Consider the following 24,616-nt stretch of genomic DNA (forward strand, 5'->3'; position numbering starts at 1 on the left):
TTTTTATTCCGCTGATAATCAAGTGATTATTGTTTTTTATGTAATTAAGAATTTTTAATTTTCTTTTATAATGTATTTAAAATCGAAAATTATGCTTAAATTTGCGCAAGAAGCAATATTTTTAAATCATGTGCTTTCAGCAAGTTAATCATTAAATAAGCTAAAAGTCAATTGAAATAGTTATTGTATTACTTTGGTTTTATTTTAATGTTCACAAGTTGAGATGTATCATCTCTTTTTGGAAATATTGATGAAAAAAAATGTAATTAAAAATCTTTAAAAACTTATGAAAAAATTTTTATTAACAGCAATTATGCTTGTTGGCCTTTCGGCTGTTTCTAAAGCTCAACAAGGGCGAGTGGGGATTAACACAACCACACCTGCCGCGACTTTAGATGTAGTAGCAAACACTACTGACAATGCTAGACCTGATGCGTTATTGGCCCCTCGTTTAACAAGAGCTCAGCTAACAGCCAAAGATGCTGCGTATACAGCTGCTCAAAATGGTGCTCTTACTTTTGTAACTACTATAGATGGTACAGCCTCAACAAAAACTGTAAATGTAACAGCAGTTGGGTTTTATTACTATGATGCACCATCCAGTACATGGAAAACCTTAGGAGGAGGTGCTGCTCCTGCGACTCCATTCAGAATGAACTTAGCACAAGCAGCTTCTACTGCTTATGACTGGACAAACTCTAATTTTGATTATTGGGAGTTTACCAGTGGAACACAACTTACTTTACCGACACCTACCGCTTATAACGGAAGAACAATTTATATAAGAAACCAAACAGGTGGTACTTTACAGTTTACAGGTACCGACGGTGTTGCTACACCTAAAGGTATGACTTCTCTTACGGGAATTGCTGCTATACAGATTTATAGTAACGGTACAACTTGGTATCTTGTTTCAGGTAGAAATTAATATATAAAAACATAAATTAAAATGAAAAATATTTTCTTAACTATAGCAGGTGGAGTATTATTGTTCCTTAGTGCAAATGTTAATGCCCAAATTATAACTAATGGGAACACTACATCAGCCCTAAATAATACAAACTATTTCATGGATGGTAGTAATTTTGAAGGATTAGCAAACCAAAGCTATGGTAGAGGTTTAGGGTTTCCTAGAACAAATTTAACTACTTTTACTTTTGATACTTCTCCAATGGATAATACTGTTATTGTTTCTGACTTTGACGGTATGGTAGTATATAATACTGCTACTGGAAATACAGCAACAGGTCAGGGTGTAACAACAGCTGTTGCTCCTGGATTCTATTATTTCTCCAATCCGGGTAACCCAGGTAATATTACCAACGGTAGATGGGTACCAATGGGAGGTTCTGGTAAAGTAAATGTACTTACCACTGAAACTGTTACTGGTACTTTGGTAGATAGCAAACAGGTTTATGCAATTAAAGGAACTTTTACAGCAAGTGGGACTTCTACAGCAGTTAGTATTCCTTCTCCTACAGGGATGACAGCAATGTATGCAATCACTATCTATAAAGCAGGTACAAACATTGTTTATGATAGAAGTTTATATTCCTATACAATAGCTACTACAGCAGGAAATGCAATTACAGGTTCTCCTAGTATGTCTGTAGTATATCCAAGTGGAACATATGATTATGTTTTAGAATATTTGAAATAATATAATACTTATCATTATATAATAAAAACCAATGAGAAATCATTGGTTTTTTGCTTTTTACAGAGAAGGACGTTCTTTTATTTTTCGGGGTAATACATCGTGATTAAATCACTTTTTGAGCAATTGAAATCAAATATGGGCTAATAAATGAATCAGACTTTACATTTTAACAAAATAAAAAGGTGTTAAAAATCAATCGCTGAATCTCAACATATGAAGCTAAAGCGCTTCTGACAAAAGTTTTTCCTAAAGTTGGATTTTAAGACTTTAAAATTTTAAAAAGTAGTTTTGAAGTTTTATTTTAACTTTATTATTTTTGTAAACTATTGATTATCAATTTACTTTGAATTAATGATTTTTAAATTATGCAAGAATTAGTTAATTATGTTAACTTTTTAAGTCTTTTTTTAACTTTTTTTAACAGTATGATTTAAAACCCCTATTTATAGTACTTTACAAGGATTGTTAACTTTTTGTTAGTGTTTTGTTAACTGTTTTTAACATATTGAATAGGGTTTTCTGAAGATTCCTGATACTTTTGTCCCGTCAAAACCAATAAAAGTTCAAAATGATGAAAAGATTCATTCTCGTAATCATAATGATGATTTCAACCCTAGGTGTTTACTCTTTTACAGGTAATACCTTAGATGCGAAAAAAACAAGTTATGCATCGTACTACCACGATAGATTTAACGGTAGAAAAACCGCTAGCGGAGAGATCTTTGATAACTCAAAGTTTACTGCAGCAAACAGAACGCTTCCATTTGGAACAAACGTTAAGGTAACCAACCTTAAAAATGGTAAAGAGGTAATAGTGAGAATTAATGACAGAGGGCCTTACCATTCATCAAGATCTTTAGATATGTCTAAAGCTGCGTTCGATGAGATTGGAGATATCAATCATGGTACTATTCCAGTCGAATATGAAATTGTCGATTAATTTTATGATTTAAATTAAAAAAAAGCCAGCTGATTCAGCTGGCTTTTTGTATGGATATCTGTTTTATATATCCAGTTCCAACAAAGCAGGACAATGGTCAGAATGTACCGCTTCCTTTAAAATGACAGCTCTGCTGAGCTTATCCTTTAAACTATAGGAAGTGAAATTATAATCCAGCCTCCAGCCTTTATTTCTTTCCCTTGAGTTTTGCCGGTAGCTCCACCATGTATAATTGTCAGGTTCATTGTTAAAGAACCTGAAACTGTCAATCAGTTCGCATTCATTGATGAAATTGGTCATCCATTCCCTTTCCATAGGAAGAAACCCTGAAACATTCTTTAAACCGACAGGATTGTGAATATCGATAGCCTCGTGGCAGATATTAAAGTCTCCGGAGATAATAAGATTAGGAATTTCTTTTTTTAAATTTTTGATATACTCAAGAAAGTCATGGCAGAACTGCATTTTAAAATCCAGCCTCTCAATATTAGATGCAGAAGGAACATAGACCGAAATCGCGGAAAATCCGTCAAAATCTGCACGGATGATTCTTCCTTCATTATCATAGCTTTCGATACCACAACCATACTCTACATGGTTGGGCTTTATTTTTGAGGCAATTCCGACCCCGCTGTAGCCTTTTCTTACCGCTGAGTGCCAATAACTGTGATATCCCAATTTTTCAAGGCTTTCGATGTCTATCTGATCGTTTCCGGCCTTGCTCTCCTGAATACAGATGATATCCGGATCGGCAGTTTTCAGCCAGCCCAGAAAATCTTTCGTAAAAGCCGCCCTGATTCCATTGACATTGTAGGTGATTAATCTCATAAACAAAATAAATTTTTTCAAATGTAGGGAAATAAAAAAAGCCGGCTCTGAATTTCAAATCCGACTTTTATATATTGAGTAAGTGATTTTAATTTTTAAAAACTGTTTTACCGTCTTTTGTCAGTTCTATTTCCTCGCCTTTTCCTCTCAGTTCATAATGGTCATTCTTGTACCATATTCCTGATGCAGGCTTTTGTCCCTGAAGCTCAATGGTTTCATTGTTGAATACTACAGTAGCCGTATTTTTGGTATTGTTGAAAGTCATATCCAGGGTTTTCCCGTTCTTGTCTTTCGAAGTACTTTTTACAATTTCATCCTGAGTACCTGAAACAGCTGCTGAATCAGATGGCCTGGATGCAACACTGTCTACAGAAGCGGGAGTAGAATCTGTTGTTGTCTTTTCTTTATTACATGAGGTTAAAAATAATGCTGAGAATGCTGCTGCAATAAAAATGTGTTTTTTCATAAATATATATTTAAGGTTGTCTGTTGATATGCAAAATAAGTGCCTTAAAAAAGAGGCGGAAAAAATCGCAAGATTTTTTCCGCCTTTAAACCCAAAATTAAATAAACTATGAAAAAAACTACTTGGGTTCTAAAATACTGATAGGAATAATACACTCTTCAAGTGAAATTCCACCATGCTGGTAAGTTTCTTTATAGTAATTAACAAAATGATTGTAATTTTTAGGATACGCCAGGAATATATTGTTTTTAGCAAAAATATATTTCGAACTTAGATTTCCTTTGGGCAGGAAAAGCTTTTCCGGGTTGGTAATGGCCCATACATCACTGTCATCATACGTTAAGCTTTTACCTGTTTTATATCTGATATTCGTAGAAGTTTCTCTGTCTCCTACCACTTTACTTGGCTTTTTAACATATACTGTTCCGTGATCTGTTGTGATCACCAGCTTATATCCGTTTTCTGCAGCTGCCTTAATGATTTTCAATAAAGAAGAGTTTTCAAACCAGTTGAAGGTAAGGGAACGGAAAGTCTTATCATCACGAATCAGCTGGTCTACAATATGATTGTCTGTTTTTGCGTGTGACAGGATATCAATAAAGTTGTACACAATAACCAGCAGGTCATTATTTTTATGCTGGTTGAAATCGTCATAGATTTTTCTTTCAAAATCAGCGTTCAGTACTTTAAGATACTTCATAGACTTTGAGCCAAGACCGATTCTCTTCATCTGATCTTCCAGGAAGTCGCGCTCAAACTCATTTTTATTTCCTTCTTCATTATCATTAAACCATTTATCAGGGAAACGCTTTTCTATCTCAGACGGCATTAATCCCGCAAAGAAAGAATTTCTTGCATATTGTGTTGCTGTAGGAAGAATACTATAATAATAATCTTCCGATATTTTATTGTAGTATTTTGTAAATAAAGGTTCGATTACTTTCCACTGATCATACCTCAGATTATCCACCATCAGTAAAAGAACCTTCTCTTTTTCTACTTCAGGCTTCACTTTTTCCTTGAAAAGCGTGTGGCTCATCATCGGTTTGTCTGAATCTGTAAGCCAGTTTTCATAATTTTTCTCAATGAATTTGGCAAACTGAATATTGGCTTCTTCCTTCTGAGACTGCAGAAGATCGGCAAATTCATTGTCTGCTACCTTATCAAACTTAATTTCCCAGCTAAGGATCTTTTTATAATACTCAGCCCATTCCTGATACGTTCTCAAATAAGAAAGTTCCATGGAAAGGTTTCTGAATTCCTGCTGGTATTGTAAAATCGTTTTTTGTTCTACAAGATTATCCTGCTGAAGGTTTTTCTTTAAGGACAGTAATATCTGATTGGGATTTACAGGCTTTAATATATAGTCGGCAATCTGGGAACCGATCGCCTCTTCCATAATGTGCTCTTCTTCGCTTTTGGTTACCATGACGATTTTTAAGGCATTATCTTTTTCCTTAATCATAGGAATTGCCTCCAGACCGGAAATACCGGGCATATTTTCATCAATTAGTGTTAAAGCAAATTTCTCTGAATCCATAAGCTCCAAAGCCTCATTGACATTGTTAACAGGGGTTACCTGATAACCTTTCTTTTCTAAAAATACGATATGAGGTTTAAGTAAATCTATTTCATCATCGATCCATAATATCTTTTCTGACATAATTTATTTTTTACATGGTTATTCTATCAAAATGTTGACCAAATCCTTTTAAAATCTCACAAATTCAAAAGATTAAAAGTTAAATATAAGTTAAATGAAAATGGCGTAGGATAATTCACATTTTCACTTCACTTAATCAGTGGTTTTTATATACTCCAAAGCCTTTTCCAGCACTTCATCTTTTCCGTTTTTTATCCCTTCAATACTTGGTTTTACCAGAATATCGGGAATGATTCCTATTCTTTGGGTTTCCCTGCCATCAGGATAATAAGCACCTAGGCCTGTAAACCGTGTATTGAGATCAGCAATTTTAAACATAATGACATCTCCGTTGGCTCCTGAGGTATTACTCCCGATAATTTTAGCTTTCGGATGCTGTTTGAACATCATTGTCGTGGTTTCTGCCTGACTTTGTGTATTCTCATCTACTAAAACGATGACATTTCCTTTATAGTATTCAGGATTTTTCCTGCCGGTCACATTTTTTCTGCTGTAGAATTTGCCGGGATAGCTGGTATCAGGAAAAGTAAACTGATAATAGATTACCGGGTTGGGAAGAAGAAGAAAGCTTAAGGGTACAATCGTTTGTTTTGGATAATTCCTGAGATCAAAGATAATGGATTTTGTGGATTTTAAACTGCTGTACATCTCATTAAGATCATCCTTTTCAATCATCCCCATATTAACATATCCGGTTGTCTTTTCATCATCCATCAATTTCCACTTTTTTACAACAGGTTTCTTTTCACGAATAATATTCTTACTAAGATATGTTCTGGTTTTTATTTCTATATTTTGTCCTTCTCTTTCAATCTTTAAAGAAACAGAATCATTGTTAGTGAAAAGCAGCTTTTCTTTTATTTTGCTGACCTTACCCCATGAATTGGAGGCAGGTACATACTTTCCTAAACTGTTGATCATCTGCGGAATAGTTTTTCCTTCAATATCATAAATAACATCTCCGGTATGCAGCGGGCTTTGATGTCCGGGCCGTGTGTCATTCACTTTTGTAATCACTAGTTTTCCTTCAGCATAAATGTATTCTACAGGAACTTTTCGTTGACCATACAGATGAAGCTGAATCTCCTTTGAAGAAAGGTAAGCGTGTGAGTCATCCGTTTTAGCCACGAGTTCTGCTAATGCCAGGTGAAAATTCTCGTCATTATCAATCGTTAGAAATTTGGGAATCATTTCTGTAAGAACATCATTCCAGTTCTGATCGGTTTCATATTTATAAGGAAAGAAATATTCCACGTAATTCCAATATCTGAATAGCTCCAGTAAACTAATCGCTGTGGAAGTAAATTTTGATCCATAGGATTTTTCATTTCTGAAATATATTTTTCTTCCCCCTTTTCCCACATAGTGATTGTCTCCAAGATTCCTGTTTTTTTCGATATAACGAAGCTTTTGAGATACATCATCAGAGAAAATCTGTGAATTGTCCATCCAGCGTAGATCAAAATTTTTAAGGAAATACACCTTCTGATCTTTAACTGAACATTCTTTGCATGGCGGAACTTCTCCGAGGCTCTCAATCCATTCAGAATAAAAACTATTGAGAGACTGCTTATCATGAATATTTTCAAGTTCATTGATTTTTTGAAAAAGCTGCTTATCCCAGTTAAGATTTCCCTTTGCTACACGGGGATGGTAATATTTTAAAAATCCCCAAATCCTGCAAAGAGATTCCAGCTTTTGGGTTTCAGTGATGATCTGTGCGGAAAAGTTCAAACTTAAAAGTAAAAAGAGGAAAAGTGAGAAGCGTCTCATTAAAGGTTGCCGTGTTTTCTCTCAAAGATAATCCTTTAATATAACAGACGCAAAAGGTTTTCAAAAAATCTCGAATTGATAATAAATAGATATTTAGGAATTTCTGAAGTTGATATGAAGATGTTTTTGATGAAAAATATTTGGTGTATAATCATGTTATCCCAAAATCTTAATAGTAATTTAATAAAAGGCTAAATTTTAAAATGCCTAACTTTGTTTACTAATACTGAAGTTTCAATGCAGAATAAGCTAAAAATCATCAACGATCCTGTTCACGGGTTTATCAAAATTCCACACGAAATTTTATTTGATATCATTGAGCATCCTTACTTTCAGAGATTAAGAAGAATCGGGCAGACCGGACTTCTGAACCTGATATTTCCAGGAGCTACCCATACAAGATTCCATCATGCTCTTGGAGCGATGCATTTGATGTTTACAGCTTTAGAAACATTGAAGCAGAAAGGAGTGAAAATTTCTGAGGAAGAAGAAAAAGGAGCGATGCTGGCCATTTTGATGCATGATATCGGTCATGGTCCGTTTTCACACGCATTGGAAAGTATGCTGATGGATGACTGGCATCATGAGAATCTTTCTTTGCTGCTGATGAATAAGCTTAATGAGGAATTTGAAGGCCAACTATCCATGGCTATTGAAATGTTTCAGGGGAAGTATCACAGAAAGTTTTTTAACCAGCTGATCTCTTCCCAACTGGATGTTGACCGTTTGGATTATCTTAAAAGAGACAGTTTTTTTACAGGAGTTTCCGAAGGAAATATTAATACCCAGAGAATCATCTCTATGATGAATGTCTGCGAAGAAGGCGAACTGGTGATTGATGCAAAAGGAATTTATTCCATTGAAAATTTCCTGACTGCCAGAATGTTTATGTACTGGCAGGTGTATTATCATAAGACTTCAGCCTTGGCAGAGTTTCTTTTGGTTAAAATCCTTGAAAGGGCAAAATATTTGATTTCCCAGGGTGTAGAACTTCCGGCAACGGACAATCTTAAATATTTTTTATACCGTGAAAAGAGCGGTGCCACAGATGAAGATATAGAAAGATTTACTCAGCTTGATGATAATGATATAATTCAGGCCATGAAAGAATGGCAGAATTCAGAAGATTTTGTATTGTCATACTGGTGTAAATGTGTAATTCAGAGAAATTTGCCTAAAACAATTATTTCATCACATCCGTTTGACCAGAAAATAATTGATGAAAAAATAAAAAAGAGCAATGAATTTTTCGGAATCGATAATGGTAACGAATTGGTTCATGAAATTAAAAGAAAATTATTGCCGTATCACGCAGAGAAACAGCCCATCTATTTACTGCATAAAAACGGAAAAAGAACCAGGCTGCATGAGTCGGAAGATCAGCTTTTGTCAGGATTAATCGTGAATAAGACGACCCGCTATATCCTTATGTTTCCAAGAGATATCTCAAGACTGGACTCTTAAAGAATATTAAAATTTACGATCTGAAACTAAAACATGTTTGCAAATTATAGAATTTCTTATCTTTGCAGAATATGGAATTCACAGCTTCGCAAATTGCAAGTTTTATTGACGGAAAAATAATAGGTGACGAGAATGCACTTATTACGGGAGTTTCACCAATTGAAAATGGGGAATCAGGACATCTTTCTTTTATAGCACAAGATCGGTTTTCTCATTTTTTGGATAGCTCAAAATGCTCTGTTATTATCGTTTCGGAAAAACTTCTGGAGAAAAATCATTATAACCCTACCTTAATCGTTGTAAAAGATGCCTATCTTTCTTTTCAGATTCTGATGAATTTATATCAGGAAATGCAGGGAAGAAAAGAAGGTATTGAGAACGGTTCATCTATTCATGATACCGCTGTCATAGGAGATAAAGCGTATATCGGGGCATTTACTTATGTTTCCGAGAAAGCTAAGATCGGGGAAGGATCACAGATCTATCCACATGTATATATAGGAAAAGGAGTGAAAATTGGTAAAAACTGTAAGATAGACAGTGGTGCCAGAATTTACGACTACTGTATTATTGGAGATAACTGTGTGATTCATTCCAACACGGTAATCGGAGGGGACGGTTTTGGTTTCCAGCCAACGGCTGAAGGCTTCAAGAAAATTCCGCAGCTTGGAAATGTAATCATTGAAGACGATGTAGAAATCGGGTCAAACTGTAGTATTGACAGAGCCACGATAGGTTCTACAATAATAGGTAAAGGAACCAAGATTGATAATCTGATTCAGATTGCCCATAACGTGAAAATTGGTCAGAACAACGTCATTGCTGCACAGGCAGGAATTGCCGGTTCTACTACTATCGGCGACTGGAACCAGATTGGCGGTCAGGTAGGTGTTGTAGGACATATTAAAATAGGGAATCAGGTGAAAATTCAGGCTCAGAGCGGTGTGAATTCCAGTGTTAACGATAGAGAAACATTGTATGGTTCACCTGCAATCAGTTACAATGACTATTTAAGGAGTTATGTTCATTTCAGGAATTTACCTGGAATTGTAAATAGAATAAATAATCTTGAGAATAACTCAAAAGATAATACTAATGAGTGATATGCAAAAAACACTTCAGCAAGAGGTAACTCTTTCTGGAATTGGCCTTCATACAGGTAAAGAAGTAAAACTTACCATTAAACCTGCTAAAGAAAATACAGGTTTTGTATTTGTAAGAACAGACTTGGAGGGACATCCTCAGGTAGAAGCTGATGTAAATTATGTGGTAGCAACCGAAAGAGGAACTACATTAGAAAAATTAGGGGTAAAAATTACCACTTGCGAACATCTTCTGGCGGCCCTTGTTGGTTGTGATATTGATAACGCAATTTTAGAAATGGATGCCTCTGAACCACCAATTTTGGATGGATCCTCAAAATACTTTGTGGAAGCTATCGAAAGTGTGGGAGTAGCAGAACAAGCCATTGCAAGAGAATATCTTGTTGTAAAAGAGGTGCTTACCTACAGTGATCCGGCTACAGGTTCGGAAATCACAATCATTCCTTCAGATACTTACGAGGTAACTACTATGGTAGATTTTGGGACTAAAGTATTAGGTACTCAGAATGCTACTCTTAAAAATATTTCAGAATTTAAAGACGAAATCTCATCAGCAAGAACATTCAGCTTCCTGCATGAATTGGAAATGCTTTTAGATCACGGTTTGATCAAAGGTGGAGATATTTCCAATGCTATTGTATATGTAGATAAAGATCTTACCCCTGAAACTACAGAAAAATTAAAGAAAGCCTTTGGAAAAGATAATGTATCGATCAGACCAAACGGTATTCTTGACAATCTTAACTTAAACTATCCTAACGAAGCGGCGAGACACAAATTACTGGATGTAATCGGTGACCTTGCTTTGGCAGGAGTAAAAATAAAAGGTAAAGTTATTGCTAACAAACCGGGACACTTTGTGAATACTCAGTTTGCGAAAAAACTAAACCGCCAGTGGAAATTGCAGAAAAAGAAAAACGTTCCGGATTTTGACCTGACAAAAGAACCAGTATTCGATATCAACGGAATTATGAAGCTTATGCCTCACAGACCTCCGTTCTTATTGATCGATAAAGTTCTTGAACTTTCAGACTCTCACGTAGTAGGTTTGAAAAACGTAACCATGAACGAACCTTTCTTCGTGGGACACTTCCCTAAAGAACCTGTAATGCCTGGAGTTCTTCAGGTAGAAGCATTGGCACAGACAGGAGGAATTCTTGTATTGGCCAGCGTTCCGGATCCTGAAAACTATTCTACTTATTTCATCAAAATTGATAAGGTGAAATTCAAGAGAAAAGTAATTCCGGGGGATACACTTATATTCAAAATTGAATTGATAGAGCCTATCAGAAGAGGAATTGTTCATATGCAGGGGTATGGATATGTTGGAGACACTGTAGCAGTAGAAGCAGAGCTTATGGCTCAAGTTGCAAAAAATAAAGTTGATTAAATGATTCATCAATTAGCAGCCGTAGATAAACGTGCGAAAATCAGCAAAAATGTAATCGTAGAACCTTTCACTACCATTGCAGGGGACGTAGAAATTGGAGAAGGAACATGGATTGGTCCTAATGTAACCATTATGGATGGCGCAAGAATAGGAAAAAACTGTAGGATTTTTCCTGGTACTGTAATCTCTGCAATTCCCCAGGATCTGAAATTTGATGGTGAAGATACCCAGGTAATTATCGGTGATGATACCACAATCAGAGAGTGTGTTACCGTAAACAGAGGGACAAAGGCTTTGGGATATACTAAAATAGGAGCGAACTGCCTTATTATGGCTACCTCACATATTGCCCATGATTGTGTTATCGGAGATCACGTTATCATTGTAAACGGTTGTGGTATTGCAGGCCATGTGGAGATTGGAGATTATACTGTAATGGGAGGTTTATCAGCAGTTCACCAATTCGGTAAAATCGGAAAACATGTCATGATTTCCGGAGGTACTCTGGTAAGAAAAGATATTCCGCCTTACGTAAAAGTAGCAAGAGAGCCTATGTCTTATGCCGGTATCAATTCTGTTGGTTTAAGAAGAAGAGGGTTTACCAATGAAAAAATTTTTGAAATCCAGAAAATCTACAGAGCCATCTTCCAGATGAAGATGAACGTTTCACAGGCTATTTCCCATATTGAAAAAGAAATGCTTCCAACGGCTGAAAGAGATGAGATCTTGCAGTTTATTCAAAACTCACCAAGAGGTATCGTAAAAGGATACGGAACCGGTAAAGAGAGTAACTGATGAAAAAATTGTCTTTCCTTTTTGTACTGGCAATTTCCCATTTTTACCTGTCCCAGAACCAGAAAATAACAGGTATGGAGTTCTATTACGGCTTTTCGGACTATAAAAAAGACAGCCTTGCTAAACCCAGTGTTTATGCAGAAGTAAAAAGTCAGAATGAAGATTACATCAAAATATCTCCATTCAGATATACAGATACGGATAAAAAAGCAAAAAAGGAGAATAGAGCATGGCTGATGAAGTATCAGGATAATCTGTATTTTAGTATGACCTATGCAGCGTATATCTATTCTTTTGATACATTTGCAAGAGTCCATGTAATTGGGAAGAAATATTTTCTGATCTATCTTGATGAAGTAAAAGATAAAAAAGCAATTTCATACAATAATCCTTATGGAGGAGGTTTACTGGGAGGTGCTTTAAATGCAGGGCTGACTCCTAAGTTTGCATGGAAGGATAAAAAAGGAAATTCTTACAAGGTTCTTTTGATTGATATTGAAAAATCAAATAATACCTCTGATAAAAGAGATGTCAGCTTCGGATTGGTAGTAGATACAAAACTTATTGTGAAGCTCACAGATAATGATCCTGAAGTCATTTCAAAACTAAAGACCAATCAGTATTACTTAGAGGATATAATTGATTTGGTGAATAAAGAGAATAATAAATAAAAGAATATAATATATTAATGGCAACAAGTAACGATATCAGAAAAGGGCTATGCATCGAATATAGCAATGATATTTATAAAGTAATCGAGTTTCTTCACGTAAAACCGGGAAAAGGACCTGCTTTCGTAAGAACAAAATTAAAGTCAGTGACGAACGGTAAAGTAATTGATAATACTTTCTCTGCAGGACACAAAATTGATGAAGTAAAAGTAATCACCAGAAAATTCCAGTATCTGTATGATGATGAGAACGGATTCCACTTCATGAACAATGATGATTTCTCTCAGTTATACATCAACAAAGAAATGATTGAGAACTCTCAGTTTATGAAAGCGGGTGAAGAAGTGACTATCATTTTGAAAGAAGCTGATGAAACTCCACTTTCTGCTGAACTTCCACAATCAGTATACCTTGATGTTATCGAAGCTGATCCGGGTGTAAAAGGAAACACAGCAACCAATGCTCTTAAAAACGCAATCGTTGAAACAGGAGCAAGAGTAATGGTTCCTTTGTTCATTGAACCGGGAGACAGAATTAAAGTAAGCACTGAAGACGGCAGCTACTTAGAAAGAGTAAAAGAATAAATAAAATTTACATAAATTCGGTTTGCATCAGCACTCCGAATTTTGTTTTATAAGAAAATCTATTGTTATGAGATTCCATTCTCCGCAAAAGCTTAAAACCATTGCAGATTTAATAGGCTCAGCATTTGTAGGGCCTGAAGATTTCGAAGTATTGGGCACCAATGAAATTCACATGGTAAAACCAGGTGATATTGTTTTTGTGAATCACCCTAAATATTACGACAAAGCATTAAACTCTGCAGCTACTATTATTTTAATTGATAAAGAAGTAGATTGCCCGGAAGGCAAAGCGCTTTTGGTTTCTGATGATCCTTTCAGAGACTTTAATAAAATCAATACCCATTTTACCAGAATCTATAATTTCACGGAAGAACTACACGATGTTGAAATAGGAGAGGGAACCAAAATCCATTCTTCGGCAGTAATCGGGAACAATGTGAAAATCGGGAAAAATACCTTAATCTTTCCTAATGTTGTCATTGGTGACCGTACGGAAATCGGAGATAACGTAATTATTCAGTCCAACACCGTTTTAGGAGGTGATGCATTTTATTACAGAAAATTAAATGGAAATTTTGACCGTCTGATTTCTGTTGGAAATGTTGTTATTGAAAACAATGTGGAGATTGGAAACGGCTGTACCATTGACAGAGGAGTTACAGACTCTACCATCATTGGAGAAGGCTCCGTTTTGGATAACCAGATTCAGATCGGACATGATACCGTTATCGGAAAAAAATGTCTGATTGCTTCTCAGGTAGGAATTGCAGGATGCTGTATCATTGGAGATGAGGTGACTTTATGGGGACAGGTAGGAATTGCTTCCGGCAATAAAATTGAGTCAGGATCCGTGCTTCTGGGAAAAACCGGCGTCAACAGAGATCTTGAAAAAGGAACCTATATCGGGATGTTTGCAGAAGATTTTAAAACTTATCTGAAAAAAGAAGTAAAACTGAGAAATCTCAAATAAACAATTCCAAAGGTTTTATCCAAAATCAAAGAAATTTGAGTAAATTTGTGAGCATTAATAAAATAATAAATAAATTAAAACAACAATAAAATGTCAATTTTAGTAAACAAAGATTCTAAAGTAATTGTACAAGGATTTACAGGGAACGAAGGAACTTTCCACGCTGGTCAGATGATTGAATACGGAACAAACGTAGTAGGTGGTGTTACCCCAGGAAAAGGAGGTAGCGAGCACTTAGGAAAGCCGGTATTTAATACAGTAGCTGACGCTGTTGAAAAAGCAGGAGCAAACGTAAGTATCATTTTCGTACCACCGGCATTCGCAGCAGACGCTATCATGGAAGCTGCTGAAGCAGGAATCAAAGTAATTGTATGTATTACTGAAGGTATTCCTGTAGCTGATATGGTAAAAGTAAAATCTTACATCGCTGACAGAGACTGCAGATTAATCGGACCAAACTGCCCTGGAATCATTACTTCTGAAGAAGCTAAAATTGGTATTATGCCAGGTTTCGTTTTCAAAAAAGGAAAAGTAGGTATCGTTTCAAAATCAGGAACGCTTACTTATGAAGCTGCTGACCAGGTAGTAAGAGCAGGTTACGGTATCTCTACTGCAATCGGTATCGGTGGTGACCCAATCATCGGAACAACGACAAGAGAAGCATTAGAGCTATTCATCAACGATCCTGAAACTGAAGCTGTTGTAATGATCGGTGAAATCGGTGGAGGTCTTGAAGCTGAAGCTGCAAGATGGTACAAAGCAAGCGGATCTACTAAGCCGGTTGTAGGTTTCATCGCCGGACAGACTGCTCCAAAAGGAAGAACAATGGGACACGCTGGTGCTATCGTAGGTGGTGCTGAAGATACAGCTCAGGCAAAGATGGAAATCATGAGAGAAAACGGTATCAACGTTGTTGATTCTCCTGCTGATATTGGTGCTACTGTAGCTAAAATTCTAGGATAATATAAAACCAAACATATGAAAAAACTTTTATTAGCCTCAGCTTTAATGCTTTCTGCTTTATCATTTGCTCAAGTGCAGTGGAAAAGTACAAGATTTGGAGTGACAGGAGGTTTAAACTACTCCAGAGTATCTAACGCCCATAATCCTTCAGGCCCAAGATACACTTTCCAGGCTGGAGCTTTGGCATTGATTCCCGTAGGAAAGGCAAACCAATTCTTTATTCAACCTGAAGTTCTGTATTATGGTGCAGGAGAAACAGGAAAAGATAAAGATGCTAAAGGTGTAAGTGGTTATGACGCATTATATGCTAATAACTACCTGAGTGTGCCTCTTTATTTCAAAGGATATTTTTCTGAAGCAGAATCAGAATTCTTTGGATTGATAGGACCTAGATTTAACTTCTTGCTGAGCCAGAACGTTAAAGACGCTCCTGTAAGCAGACCTTATTATGATCCCGATGTTACTGATCCTAACCAGCCGGCAGGCGTAAACGGTAAGGCGAACAGTTTTAACTGGGGACTTGGTCTGGGCGTAGGATATAGCTACAAAAGACAACTTGAAGTAGCGGTAAAATATGACTTAGGCCTAAGCGATACTTATCCTGGTCTTGCTAAAGAAACCAAAGGTACTGATAAGAAAAAATCAGAACAGGTAATTGCACTTACTTTAAGCTATATATTCAAATAGAATATTTCAGAATATAAAAAATCCCGGAAACGCAGTTTCCGGGATTTTTATTTTATATCAGTTGGCAAATCAATCAGCGTTTTCAGCTTTTCCGTTATTTAGCCATTACCCTTTAATCCACTTCCAAAGCTCTTTTAACGTAGCTTTATTTCCATACATTAAAATTCCTACACGATAGATTTTTCCGGCAAGGAAGATCATGAAAATAGTAGTTACCAGCAATAATGTAATAGACAATGCAATCTGCCATGCAGGAACTCCAAATGGAATTCTCGCAATCATAGCAACCGGTGAAGTAAATGGAATGATGGATAACCAGAAGCCTAAAGGACCTTCCGGATTGTTCATCAATGTAAAGCTTCCATACATACCTAATGTCAGCGGTAAAATAGCAAATAAAGTAAACTGCTGGGTTTCTGTTTCGTTATCCACTGCAGACCCAATGGCTGCATAAATAGAACTATAGAAGATATATCCTAAAAGGAAAAATACGATGAATACAAAAATGATGAGCGGGAAGTTCAACTCCAGCAGGCTGTGAGAAATCTGGGTAGCAAGCTGTCCCATATCCAGTTTACTTGCCATCTCCTCATTTCCCCCCGGAATATTCTTCTGAAGAGGAGAGAACCCTGTATTGAGTACCAATGCACCAATAACAGACATGGTAATCCAGATCAGAAACTGGGTCAGTGCAACCATGGTTACTCCCAGAATTTTACCCATCATCAGTTCAAAAGGTTTTACAGAAGAAATAATGATCTCTACAACACGGTTGTTTTTTTCTTCAAGTACACTTCTCATCACCCTTACCCCGTAAATAATGATGAACATAAAAGTAACATACATCAGTACCATACTCAATCCGGATTTCACCCCGAAAACAAGATCCGAGTCCTCTTTGTTATTATCCGTAACGTTGATGGTTTTTAAGCTAAAGTTTTTATCAAGATCGTTTAATTGAGTTTCCTGAATACCCAGCTGCTTGATCTTTTCTTTTCGGACAACATTACTGATATCAGATACAATTCTCTGTTTTGTGTCAAACCCTATTTTACTGTTGATAATCAGTCTGGTTTCCTTTTCAAGCTCATCAAAATTCTGGTTTTTCAGCTGCGGAAGAATCAGGATGCCATCGAGAGATTCATTCCCTTTTAGATTGTTAATCTTGGACTTTTCATCCGCTGCAGAAACAAAAACATAGCTTAATTTATCATTTGATTGAAGCTGATTGGTAAACAAGCCGCTCTTATCAACCACTTCTATGATACTATGCGATTCATTCGCCTTAAACATTAGCCCTACCACTGCTCCGAAAGCAATAATCAAGACAGGGGCAAGCAGAGTCAATATGATAAAGGATTTTTTCTTAACCTGGGTAAGAAACTCTCTCTTGGTAATTAAAAAAATATTATTCATAAAATTAAGAATGGTTACTTACAGCATTAATAAACACTTCATTCATACTTGGTATTCTTTCGTCGAATGATCTCACTTTACCTACCTGTACAAGATCAAGAAGAACATTATTCTGGCTCTCCTCATTTTTCAGGTCAAAAGAAACAAGATTGTTTTCATTGGATAAATTGAAGATCTCATATTTGTTTCTGAAATTTTCAAACTGATCATTGCTTACTTCAGAAAGCGTAATCCCAAAAATATTTTTCTTGAATCTTTCCCTTACGTCAAAAACCCTTCCGTCAATAATCTTCTTTGAATTGTTGATCAACGCAACATAATCACACATTTCTTCTACACTTTCCATTCTGTGGGTAGAAAGAATGATGGTCGTTCCGTTATTTTTAAGATCAATGATCTGATCTTTGATTAAATTGGCATTCACAGGATCAAAACCTGAAAAAGGTTCATCAAGAATCAATAAATGGGGCCTGTGAAGAACAGTAACTACAAACTGGATTTTTTGAGCCATTCCTTTAGAAAGTTCGGAAAGCTTTTTCTTCCACCATTGGTCGATGTTCAGTTTTTCAAACCATTTTTTGGCTTCATTCAGAGCATCACTTTTGCTCATTCCCTTCAGTTCCCCGAAATATAGGATCTGGTCACCAACCGTCATGTTTTTGTACAGTCCTCTTTCTTCAGGCATATAGCCAATATCTTTAATATGACCTGGATTAAGCTTTTGGCCATTGATATGGATTTCACCAGAATCTGCCTGAGTAATTTGGTTAATGATGCGGATAAAAGAAGTTTTTCCGGCTCCGTTAGGACCTAAAAGGCCATAAATACTGCCTTTAGGGACATGGATGCTGAAATCATCCAGGGCGACCTTTTTTCCGGCATTATAGGTCTTTTTAATATGTTCAGCTTTTAGCATTAAATCGTTTCTTTTTACTATTAGTATGAAAAAGTCCCGAAAGTTACGGAAATATTAAAACAGAATTAATGTAAAAAGAAAAAATCCTGATGATTATCAGGATTTTAATTTATTGTTTCACGATTTGAGTAACTTTCTGTGTATTGTCACTTAAAATATATCGGATCATATATTTTCCGGGTTTTAATTTTTCAATATTAATCTCTCCGGAATTCATATTCACCGTATAATTAGCGACCTGCATACCCAAAATTGAATAAAAAGTCACGCTTTTGATTCTTAAAGAAGAATCTTTTGCCTTAATAATAAGGAAATCCTTTGCAGGATTTGGATAGGCAAGCAATACACCGTCATCCGCCTTTTGAGTGGTGGAACCCGGCTCTCTAAGCTGAGCTTTGAAATTGTTGGAAAATCCAACAAAAGTGCCTACAAATAGAAATAAAAGTAAAAGTTTTTTCATCAAATTTATAATTTCTCGAATATATTAAACAAATGTAATACATTCTGCAATTTCGTACAATAGTTTTTTGCAGAACTTATATTAAATTTGTAGAAACTTATTCAAAAAGTATTCCAAAATGATACATTCAAGAAATAGAAGACTTAGAGTTAATGAATCTATCAGAAGTCTGGTAAGAGAAAATGTGCTTACAACTGATGATTTTGTAATGCCGATCTTCGTAATGGAGGGCGAAAACAAGCAGGAGGCAATCCCGTCTATGCCGGGAATTTTCAGGCGGAGTATAGATTTAACAGTGAAGGAATGTAAGGAATTATTTTCTTTGGGGGTAAAAGCTGTCAATTTGTACATGAAAGTGTCAGAACATCTGAAAGACAACACAGGAAAAGAAGCCTGGAACAAAGACGGATTGATGCAGAATACCATCAAAGCAATCAAAGATGCCGTTCCGGGAATGATTGTAATGCCGGATGTAGCCTTAGATCCTTATTCAATCTACGGACACGACGGGATCATTGAAAACGGAAAAGTTGTAAATGATGCTACCAATGATGCACTGGCAAGAATGTCAGTATCTCATGCAGAAGCGGGAGCAGATCTTGTAGCACCAAGTGATATGATGGATGGCAGAGTAATGGTCATTCGTGAAGCTTTGGAAGAAAGCGGATTTACAGATGTAGGAATTGTAAGTTATGCTGCCAAATATGCAAGTTCTTTCTACGGCCCTTTCAGAAGTGCTTTAGACAGTGCTCCGAAAGATGATATGGAAATTCCGAAAGATAAAAAAACATATCAGATGGATTTCCACAACTCACGCGAAGCCCTGAATGAGGTATTTAAAGATATAGATGAAGGAGCAGATGTGATTATGATTAAACCAGGACTTCCTTACCTGGATATCGTTTCCAAAGTACGTGAAGCCATTGATCTTCCGATTGCAGTATACAATGTAAGCGGAGAATATGCCATGGTAAAAGCAGCGGCTCAAAACGGCTGGCTGGATAATGACAAAACGATCATTGAAAGCTTGACCTGTTTCAAGAGAGCTGGTGCAGATATGATCTTTACTTATTTTGCAAAAGAAGCAGCTATCTTACTGAATAAATAAGATCACATGTATTAAAATAAAATTCCGGCTGTTCTTTTCAGAACAGCCGGAATTTTTATGATGGTGCCCCTAATTCTTATAACCAGCCTTTTTTCCCATACACATAGGTATCGTCAAACTGTTTATCACTCATAAAAAGATATAAAATGCCTTCTATAAAAGGAATAATGGAGGCCGCTCCGAAAGTAACAACATTCAGAAGCAGCTGAATAATTCCCTCCTTCGTATATCCAAGATAAAATTTATTTAAAGCCAGCCATCCCACAAGAATTCCCAATATAGCGGCCGGGATTTTCTTTTCTGAACGGTAGGGAACATTGCTTTGCTGGTTTTGCACATTTTCTGTTTTTGTATATCCGTAATTTTCCATTGCTTACTATTTATAATTGATTGATATGTTTTACGATGAGTAGATTAAAATGATGAAAAGTTACAATAGGTTGTAAATGAATAAGTTTGCGTTTAACGTAAACAAGTTGATATTAACCTATAAGTGAAGTTTATATTTTTGATATATTTGCCCTATGATTTTACGAGGAGAAAACTTAATCAAGGAATACGGTCCTAAAAAAGTTGTAAAAGGCGTTTCTGTACAGGTTCAACAGGGAGAAATTGTTGGTTTGCTGGGTCCGAACGGGGCAGGAAAAACCACATCGTTTTATATGATTGTAGGGTTGGTTAAGCCTACTTCAGGAAAAATTTTCTTAGACAAGCAGGAGATTACTACCGATGCCATGTACCGAAGAGCCCAGAAGGGAATCGGATATCTGGCTCAGGAAGCTTCGGTTTTCAGAAAATTGTCTGTGGAAGAAAACATTATGGGCGTATTACAGCTGACCAAGCTTTCTAAGCGTGAGCAGCAGATCAAATGTGATGAACTGATTGAAGAGTTTTCTTTACAGCACGTTCGTAAAAACAGAGGAGATCTTCTTTCCGGGGGAGAAAGACGTAGAACCGAGATTGCACGCTGTCTTGCGACAAGCCCGAACTTTATTCTTCTGGATGAGCCTTTCGCAGGGGTAGACCCGATTGCCGTAGAAGATATTCAGAAAATTGTAAGAAGTCTTGTTGATAAAAATATCGGAATTCTGATTACCGACCACAACGTACAGCAAACCCTGGCAATTACCAATAAAACCTATATTATGTTTGAAGGAAAGATCCTTAAAGAAGGACTTCCGGAAGATCTTGCCAATGATCCACAGGTAAGAGAAGCCTATCTGGGTGAAAACTTCGTGTATCAGAGTATTTTAGATAAGCCTAAAAAGAAGAAATACGCTTACAATATCTGGGCTGGTAATTTTGATTCAAAATCACAGCTGCAGGGATTTGTGAATGAAAATTTCAGTCAGTTTGATGATCTTAGATTGTTACATGGCTTTGAAGAAGTCAGCTTTGCAACCTTAGCGAACTCTGAAATTGAGCATATTTTTAATGATGTAGTGGATAAGAACGCTAACAATTCATTTGTTTTACAGAAGAAGGAAATCAATTCCCACTATTCTTTAGAACAGGCAGAAGCGGAATCTAAAGAAGCCAGCAGAAAAGAGCTGCATTATCTTACTACTTATTTATTTGAAGGATAAATGGATGATCTTTATAGATATGAAGATTTTCAAGTAGGAACCAAAGTTTATTTGGATAATGAATATGGTATTATAGTGGATGTACAGTTCCATAAAAGTTCAACCGTAATCCGCTGGGATACATCTGTTGAAAATGATTTTGAAGATTGGTTAGGAATGTGGGGGCCTTTTGTACAAATGGGAGGGAAAATAATTGATCCAAACTACCAATTCAAATACATTAATGACGATGGTACATTGAAAGATTTTTAAATAAATCCTAGATGACCAGTTAATAATAATTCGTACCTTTTTCTTTTGAAAGCGGTACGTTTTTCATTTAAAATGATTTCTATGGCTAAACCTTTTAACAGAACCGTCACCTTATTCGGGATCTATAAACAGCTTGTCCCGTTCATCAGACCTTACAGACCTATGATTTACGGAACATTGTTTCTTACTTTTCTGGGAGCTCTGGCAGCACAGGTGAACCCGATTGTTCTGAAATACACGGTGGATGAAGTCACTAAACTTACGCATCTTCCGCATCCAATGTCGGAGGGAATTCATATTCTCATTATTATTTCCATTATTTTACTGGGGAAAGAATTGTTGAACATCTTTATCAACTTCGGACAGAAATTTTATGGCGAAAAAATTAGGATCAATGTGAGCTCCGTGCTGGCACAATCAGCCATTGATAAAATTTTGACCTATAGAGTTGCTTATTTTAATGACGAAAACCATGAGTCCGGAAAATTACAGATCAGAATAGACCGTGGAATAGAAAGTTTAACAAGATTGGTTCAGAACTTTTTTATTGATATCCTTCCTCTTTTTTCCAATGCCATTATTGCCCTCATCATTATGTATATGCAGAATGTGTATGTGGGACTGGTTTCTACCATCATTGTTCCGATTTATTTCTACATCAGTTCCCTGCAGGCTAAAAAACTGGGTGGAGTGAGACGCCAGCTTAGAAATCAGAGAGAAAAAAAGACGTCAGGACTTTTGAACCTGATCAATTCTATTATGGTCATTAAAAGTTTTGTCCGGGAAAAATTTGAAGGGAAAAAACAATATGACCTTCAGATGGAGCTGATGGAAAGCCAGATGATCACAAGAAGAACCAATTTTATTTATGATGGTTTAAAAACTTTTATTGAGCAGTTCGGTGTTGTTTTGATTATCCTTTTAACCGTTTATCTTGTACTTGACCAGCAAATGACCATTGGAGCAATTATGCTTCATATTATGCTTTTCAACAATGTTTCGGCACCGATCCGGCAGCTTCACAGGATTTATGATGATATGAACGATGCCATGATCTATGCTGAAGGGTATTTCGATATTTTAAATGCAGATAGTGAGACAGAATCAAACGGTACTTTTGTAGAAAAAGAAATCAAAGGAACTTTTGAATTGAAGAATGTTGATTTCACCTATCCCAACGGTACAAAAGCGTTACATAATGTTTCCATGAAAATTGAAAACGGAAAAACGACTGCTTTGGTAGGATTGAGCGGTGCAGGAAAGTCAACGGTTATCAATCTTTTGTGTAAATTCTATCTTCCGGATTCCGGGGAGATTCTTTTGGATGGAGTCAACCTTAATAAATATGAAAATACTTTCCTGAGAAGCGATCTTGGGTTGGTACTTCAGAAAAATCATATCTTTCAGGGAAGCATAGAAGATAATATCCGTTACGGAGATATGAATGCCGGTTTTGAAAAAATTCAGGAGGCTGCAAAAAAAGCTTATCTGCACGATCAGATCATGGATCTTCCTGAAAAATATCAGCATGATGCCACTCAGCTTTCAGGAGGACAGCAGCAGAGAATTGCTATTGCCAGACTGTTCCTTAAAAATCCGCCGATTATTTTTCTGGATGAACCTACAGCCAGCCTTGATGCTATTGCCACCGAACAGATCAAGAATTCTCTGGATGCTATTAAAGAAGGACGAACGGTGATCATCATTTCCCATTCTCTTTCACAGATTCTGGATTCAGATACGATTTATGTGATGAAAAAAGGCAGAGTTGTTGAAAATGGAACTCATGATGAATTGTACAATAAAGAAGGAACATACCGTGAGATTTTTGATGCCTCTGCACGCAGTCTTAATCTTGATAAACTGGTGAATACTTTTAAAGAAAATTAAGTTAAAAAGTCATCCCATTCATAAGTCATCCCTCAAAAAAGAATTTTAGCTTTGTTCCATCATGAACGATCACTATTTAAAAAAGCTCGATAGGGTAACGGCTATCCTTACCCAATTACAGTCGAAACCTGTTGTACGCGCTCAGGATTTGGCTGAAAAATTCGATGTCAGCATCAGAACCATTTACCGTGATGTAAAAACCCTGGAAAATGCGGGTATTCCTATTGTTGGAGAAGCGGGAAACGGCTATTCTTTAATGGAAGGCTATAAGCTTCCTCCGATTATGTTTACCAAAGAAGAAGTGTTAAGTTTCATTACTGCTGAAAAACTGATGCAGAAATTTTCCCACCAAAGCCTGGGAAATCATTATCAGGCTGCCATGGAAAAAGTGCGTTCGGTACTGAAATATTCTGATAAAAATCTGATTAAAAATATCGAGAAGCAAATAGATGTTTTCAGTTTTCATACAGATTCCGGAGATTCTCTTAAAAACGTAATTCCTATCATTCTCGAAAGCATTGCGGAGAAAACCCAGCTCAATATCAGATATAAAACCGTAGATGAAAGAGTGAATAACAGAACGATTGAAACAGTTGGTATGTTTTTCGAATTTAATTTCTGGTATATTATGGCGTACTGTACCTTGAGAAAGGATTTCAGGCAGTTTCGTATCGACAGGATTCTGGAAATCTCAAAAACACAGAATCCGTTTTTACAGGAATACGGACAGGTGAATGATTACCGTAAAAAATCAAACGGAAATAAGGTTAAAGCCAAACTGCTGGTTGATAAAAAGATCATGAATCACCTGGTAAATTCTAAAAAATATTACGGACTGATAGAAGAAGTGGAAACCGAGCAGGGGATGGAACTCACTTTTGAAACAGAATGGATCAGTGATGGATTTCCCCGCTGGCTCATTACTTTTGCAGATTATGCTACCGTTCTGGAACCGGAAAGTCTTCGTGTCCGTTTGAATGAACTGCTTGTAAAAATGGTTGAAAGACATCAATAATAAAACCCCAACAATA

24 protein-coding genes and 1 pseudogene are annotated in these 24,616 nt (G+C 36.3%); 17 read left to right on the plus strand and 8 right to left on the minus strand.

Annotated elements, in window-relative coordinates; translation table 11 throughout:
- The first annotated feature begins 358 nt into the window (after positions 1-358).
- From LIV57_RS13640 to LIV57_RS13650, 3 genes are all read left to right on the plus strand, one after another.
- Complete coding sequence (locus LIV57_RS13640) at positions 359-928, plus strand: hypothetical protein (RefSeq protein WP_227943008.1); 570 nt, start codon at positions 359-361, stop codon at positions 926-928.
- Between the two features lie 21 nt (positions 929-949).
- Complete coding sequence (locus LIV57_RS13645) at positions 950-1,660, plus strand: hypothetical protein (protein WP_227943009.1); 711 nt, start codon at positions 950-952, stop codon at positions 1,658-1,660.
- Between the two features lie 568 nt (positions 1,661-2,228).
- The gene (locus LIV57_RS13650; RefSeq protein ID WP_227943010.1) at positions 2,229-2,600 is read left to right on the plus strand and encodes a septal ring lytic transglycosylase RlpA family protein; all 372 of its coding nucleotides are present in this window, start codon (positions 2,229-2,231) and stop codon (positions 2,598-2,600) included.
- A gap of 63 nt (positions 2,601-2,663) precedes the next feature.
- Here the strand turns inward: LIV57_RS13650 and LIV57_RS13655 are convergent, their stop codons facing one another.
- The 4 genes from LIV57_RS13655 to LIV57_RS13670 form a co-directional block, all read right to left on the minus strand.
- Positions 2,664-3,428, minus strand: coding sequence for an exodeoxyribonuclease III (locus tag LIV57_RS13655; protein ID WP_227943011.1), 765 nt, complete (start codon positions 3,426-3,428; stop codon positions 2,664-2,666).
- Between the two features lie 88 nt (positions 3,429-3,516).
- Complete coding sequence (locus LIV57_RS13660) at positions 3,517-3,894, minus strand: MliC family protein (RefSeq protein WP_227943012.1); 378 nt, start codon at positions 3,892-3,894, stop codon at positions 3,517-3,519.
- Between the two features lie 118 nt (positions 3,895-4,012).
- Positions 4,013-5,557 carry a bifunctional response regulator/alkaline phosphatase family protein gene (locus LIV57_RS13665; RefSeq protein ID WP_110010007.1) on the minus strand — a complete coding sequence of 515 codons (1,545 nt, stop codon included), beginning with the start codon at positions 5,555-5,557 and terminating at the stop codon, positions 4,013-4,015.
- 132 nt (positions 5,558-5,689) lie between these two features.
- The gene (locus LIV57_RS13670) at positions 5,690-7,330 is read right to left on the minus strand and encodes a S41 family peptidase (protein WP_227943013.1); all 1,641 of its coding nucleotides are present in this window, start codon (positions 7,328-7,330) and stop codon (positions 5,690-5,692) included.
- A gap of 237 nt (positions 7,331-7,567) precedes the next feature.
- Here LIV57_RS13670 and LIV57_RS13675 point away from each other — a divergent pair, with 237 nt between their 5' ends.
- The 9 genes from LIV57_RS13675 (at position 7,568) to LIV57_RS13715 (ending at position 15,957) form a co-directional block, all read left to right on the plus strand.
- Entirely contained in the window at positions 7,568-8,794 is a 1,227-nt protein-coding gene (locus tag LIV57_RS13675) for an HD domain-containing protein (protein ID WP_227943014.1), read from the plus strand.
- A gap of 71 nt (positions 8,795-8,865) precedes the next feature.
- A complete protein-coding gene (gene lpxD, locus LIV57_RS13680; protein WP_110010004.1) occupies positions 8,866-9,897 on the plus strand; it encodes a UDP-3-O-(3-hydroxymyristoyl)glucosamine N-acyltransferase in 1,032 nt (343 codons plus the stop codon).
- Positions 9,890-11,287 (plus strand): bifunctional UDP-3-O-[3-hydroxymyristoyl] N-acetylglucosamine deacetylase/3-hydroxyacyl-ACP dehydratase, encoded by a 1,398-nt coding sequence (locus LIV57_RS13685; RefSeq protein ID WP_110010003.1) that lies wholly within the window; start codon positions 9,890-9,892, stop codon positions 11,285-11,287. The genes lpxD and LIV57_RS13685 overlap by 8 nt, the downstream gene beginning before the upstream one ends.
- Positions 11,288-12,082 carry an acyl-ACP--UDP-N-acetylglucosamine O-acyltransferase gene (gene lpxA, locus LIV57_RS13690; RefSeq protein ID WP_076596575.1) on the plus strand — a complete coding sequence of 265 codons (795 nt, stop codon included), beginning with the start codon at positions 11,288-11,290 and terminating at the stop codon, positions 12,080-12,082.
- Positions 12,082-12,753 carry a hypothetical protein gene (locus LIV57_RS13695; protein WP_227943015.1) on the plus strand — a complete coding sequence of 224 codons (672 nt, stop codon included), beginning with the start codon at positions 12,082-12,084 and terminating at the stop codon, positions 12,751-12,753. Before lpxA ends, LIV57_RS13695 begins: the two co-directional genes overlap by 1 nt.
- A 17-nt stretch (positions 12,754-12,770) precedes the next feature.
- The gene (gene efp / locus LIV57_RS13700; protein ID WP_002977139.1) at positions 12,771-13,337 is read left to right on the plus strand and encodes an elongation factor P; all 567 of its coding nucleotides are present in this window, start codon (positions 12,771-12,773) and stop codon (positions 13,335-13,337) included.
- 67 nt (positions 13,338-13,404) lie between these two features.
- Entirely contained in the window at positions 13,405-14,307 is a 903-nt protein-coding gene (locus LIV57_RS13705; protein WP_062674061.1) for an LpxD N-terminal domain-containing protein, read from the plus strand.
- Positions 14,308-14,397: 90 nt separating this feature from the next.
- Positions 14,398-15,270: a succinate--CoA ligase subunit alpha gene (sucD, locus tag LIV57_RS13710; RefSeq protein ID WP_002977143.1), complete on the plus strand. Its 873-nt coding sequence runs from the start codon at positions 14,398-14,400 to the stop codon at positions 15,268-15,270.
- Positions 15,271-15,285: 15 nt separating this feature from the next.
- Positions 15,286-15,957: a porin family protein gene (locus LIV57_RS13715; protein WP_202840991.1), complete on the plus strand. Its 672-nt coding sequence runs from the start codon at positions 15,286-15,288 to the stop codon at positions 15,955-15,957.
- 105 nt (positions 15,958-16,062) lie between these two features.
- On the opposite strand, the gene LIV57_RS13720 is transcribed toward LIV57_RS13715, so the two are convergent.
- The 3 genes from LIV57_RS13720 to LIV57_RS13730 form a co-directional block, all read right to left on the minus strand.
- A complete protein-coding gene (locus tag LIV57_RS13720) occupies positions 16,063-17,373 on the minus strand; it encodes an ABC transporter permease (protein ID WP_202840989.1) in 1,311 nt (436 codons plus the stop codon).
- A 4-nt stretch (positions 17,374-17,377) separates the two neighbouring features.
- On the minus strand, positions 17,378-18,289 hold the full coding sequence (locus LIV57_RS13725; protein ID WP_227943016.1) for an ABC transporter ATP-binding protein: 912 nt from the start codon (positions 18,287-18,289) through the stop codon (positions 17,378-17,380).
- A gap of 109 nt (positions 18,290-18,398) precedes the next feature.
- A complete protein-coding gene (locus LIV57_RS13730; protein WP_110009998.1) occupies positions 18,399-18,749 on the minus strand; it encodes a T9SS type A sorting domain-containing protein in 351 nt (116 codons plus the stop codon).
- 118 nt (positions 18,750-18,867) lie between these two features.
- Here LIV57_RS13730 and hemB point away from each other — a divergent pair, with 118 nt between their 5' ends.
- Positions 18,868-19,857 carry a porphobilinogen synthase gene (hemB, locus tag LIV57_RS13735; protein ID WP_062674069.1) on the plus strand — a complete coding sequence of 330 codons (990 nt, stop codon included), beginning with the start codon at positions 18,868-18,870 and terminating at the stop codon, positions 19,855-19,857.
- A 76-nt stretch (positions 19,858-19,933) separates the two neighbouring features.
- Here the strand turns inward: hemB and LIV57_RS13740 are convergent, their stop codons facing one another.
- Positions 19,934-20,227, minus strand: a complete 294-nt coding sequence (locus LIV57_RS13740; RefSeq protein ID WP_227943017.1) for a TM2 domain-containing protein — start codon at positions 20,225-20,227, stop codon at positions 19,934-19,936.
- A 154-nt stretch (positions 20,228-20,381) separates the two neighbouring features.
- On the opposite strand from LIV57_RS13740, the pseudogene lptB reads away from it, so the two are divergent.
- From lptB to LIV57_RS13760, 4 genes and pseudogenes are all read left to right on the plus strand, one after another.
- Positions 20,382-21,107: pseudogene (lptB, locus tag LIV57_RS13745) on the plus strand (LPS export ABC transporter ATP-binding protein); the annotation flags it as partial.
- 336 nt (positions 21,108-21,443) lie between these two features.
- Complete coding sequence (locus LIV57_RS13750; RefSeq protein ID WP_227943018.1) at positions 21,444-21,695, plus strand: hypothetical protein; 252 nt, start codon at positions 21,444-21,446, stop codon at positions 21,693-21,695.
- 162 nt (positions 21,696-21,857) lie between these two features.
- Positions 21,858-23,585, plus strand: coding sequence for an ABC transporter ATP-binding protein (locus tag LIV57_RS13755; RefSeq protein WP_227943149.1), 1,728 nt, complete (start codon positions 21,858-21,860; stop codon positions 23,583-23,585).
- Between the two features lie 61 nt (positions 23,586-23,646).
- Entirely contained in the window at positions 23,647-24,600 is a 954-nt protein-coding gene (locus tag LIV57_RS13760) for a helix-turn-helix transcriptional regulator (protein ID WP_110009994.1), read from the plus strand.
- The last annotated feature ends 16 nt before the right edge of the window (positions 24,601-24,616 follow it).

Origin of the sequence: Chryseobacterium sp. X308 (assembly GCF_020733145.1) — a bacterium.
GTDB classification, from domain to species: domain Bacteria; phylum Bacteroidota; class Bacteroidia; order Flavobacteriales; family Weeksellaceae; genus Chryseobacterium; species Chryseobacterium cupriresistens.

Bases quoted from the DNA above. Each gene is read 5' to 3' on its own strand.
- LIV57_RS13660 (WP_227943012.1), bottom strand. From the start codon at position 3,894: ATGAAAAAACACATTTTTATTGCAGCAGCATTCTCAGCATTATTTTTA.
- LIV57_RS13655 (WP_227943011.1), bottom strand. From the start codon at position 3,428: ATGAGATTAATCACCTACAATGTCAATGGAATCAGGGCGGCTTTTACG.
- LIV57_RS13760 (WP_110009994.1), top strand. From the start codon at position 23,647: ATGAACGATCACTATTTAAAAAAGCTCGATAGGGTAACGGCTATCCTT.
- efp (WP_002977139.1), top strand. From the start codon at position 12,771: ATGGCAACAAGTAACGATATCAGAAAAGGGCTATGCATCGAATATAGC.
- LIV57_RS13705 (WP_062674061.1), top strand. From the start codon at position 13,405: ATGAGATTCCATTCTCCGCAAAAGCTTAAAACCATTGCAGATTTAATA.
- sucD (WP_002977143.1), top strand. From the start codon at position 14,398: ATGTCAATTTTAGTAAACAAAGATTCTAAAGTAATTGTACAAGGATTT.
- lpxD (WP_110010004.1), top strand. From the start codon at position 8,866: ATGGAATTCACAGCTTCGCAAATTGCAAGTTTTATTGACGGAAAAATA.
- LIV57_RS13720 (WP_202840989.1), bottom strand. From the start codon at position 17,373: ATGAATAATATTTTTTTAATTACCAAGAGAGAGTTTCTTACCCAGGTT.
- lpxA (WP_076596575.1), top strand. From the start codon at position 11,288: ATGATTCATCAATTAGCAGCCGTAGATAAACGTGCGAAAATCAGCAAA.
- LIV57_RS13740 (WP_227943017.1), bottom strand. From the start codon at position 20,227: ATGGAAAATTACGGATATACAAAAACAGAAAATGTGCAAAACCAGCAA.
- LIV57_RS13725 (WP_227943016.1), bottom strand. From the start codon at position 18,289: ATGCTAAAAGCTGAACATATTAAAAAGACCTATAATGCCGGAAAAAAG.
- LIV57_RS13750 (WP_227943018.1), top strand. From the start codon at position 21,444: ATGGATGATCTTTATAGATATGAAGATTTTCAAGTAGGAACCAAAGTT.
- LIV57_RS13685 (WP_110010003.1), top strand. From the start codon at position 9,890: ATGAGTGATATGCAAAAAACACTTCAGCAAGAGGTAACTCTTTCTGGA.
- LIV57_RS13650 (WP_227943010.1), top strand. From the start codon at position 2,229: ATGATGAAAAGATTCATTCTCGTAATCATAATGATGATTTCAACCCTA.
- LIV57_RS13645 (WP_227943009.1), top strand. From the start codon at position 950: ATGAAAAATATTTTCTTAACTATAGCAGGTGGAGTATTATTGTTCCTT.
- LIV57_RS13730 (WP_110009998.1), bottom strand. From the start codon at position 18,749: ATGAAAAAACTTTTACTTTTATTTCTATTTGTAGGCACTTTTGTTGGA.
- LIV57_RS13670 (WP_227943013.1), bottom strand. From the start codon at position 7,330: ATGAGACGCTTCTCACTTTTCCTCTTTTTACTTTTAAGTTTGAACTTT.
- LIV57_RS13665 (WP_110010007.1), bottom strand. From the start codon at position 5,557: ATGTCAGAAAAGATATTATGGATCGATGATGAAATAGATTTACTTAAA.
- hemB (WP_062674069.1), top strand. From the start codon at position 18,868: ATGATACATTCAAGAAATAGAAGACTTAGAGTTAATGAATCTATCAGA.
- LIV57_RS13695 (WP_227943015.1), top strand. From the start codon at position 12,082: ATGAAAAAATTGTCTTTCCTTTTTGTACTGGCAATTTCCCATTTTTAC.
- LIV57_RS13715 (WP_202840991.1), top strand. From the start codon at position 15,286: ATGAAAAAACTTTTATTAGCCTCAGCTTTAATGCTTTCTGCTTTATCA.
- LIV57_RS13755 (WP_227943149.1), top strand. From the start codon at position 21,858: ATGATTTACGGAACATTGTTTCTTACTTTTCTGGGAGCTCTGGCAGCA.
- LIV57_RS13675 (WP_227943014.1), top strand. From the start codon at position 7,568: ATGCAGAATAAGCTAAAAATCATCAACGATCCTGTTCACGGGTTTATC.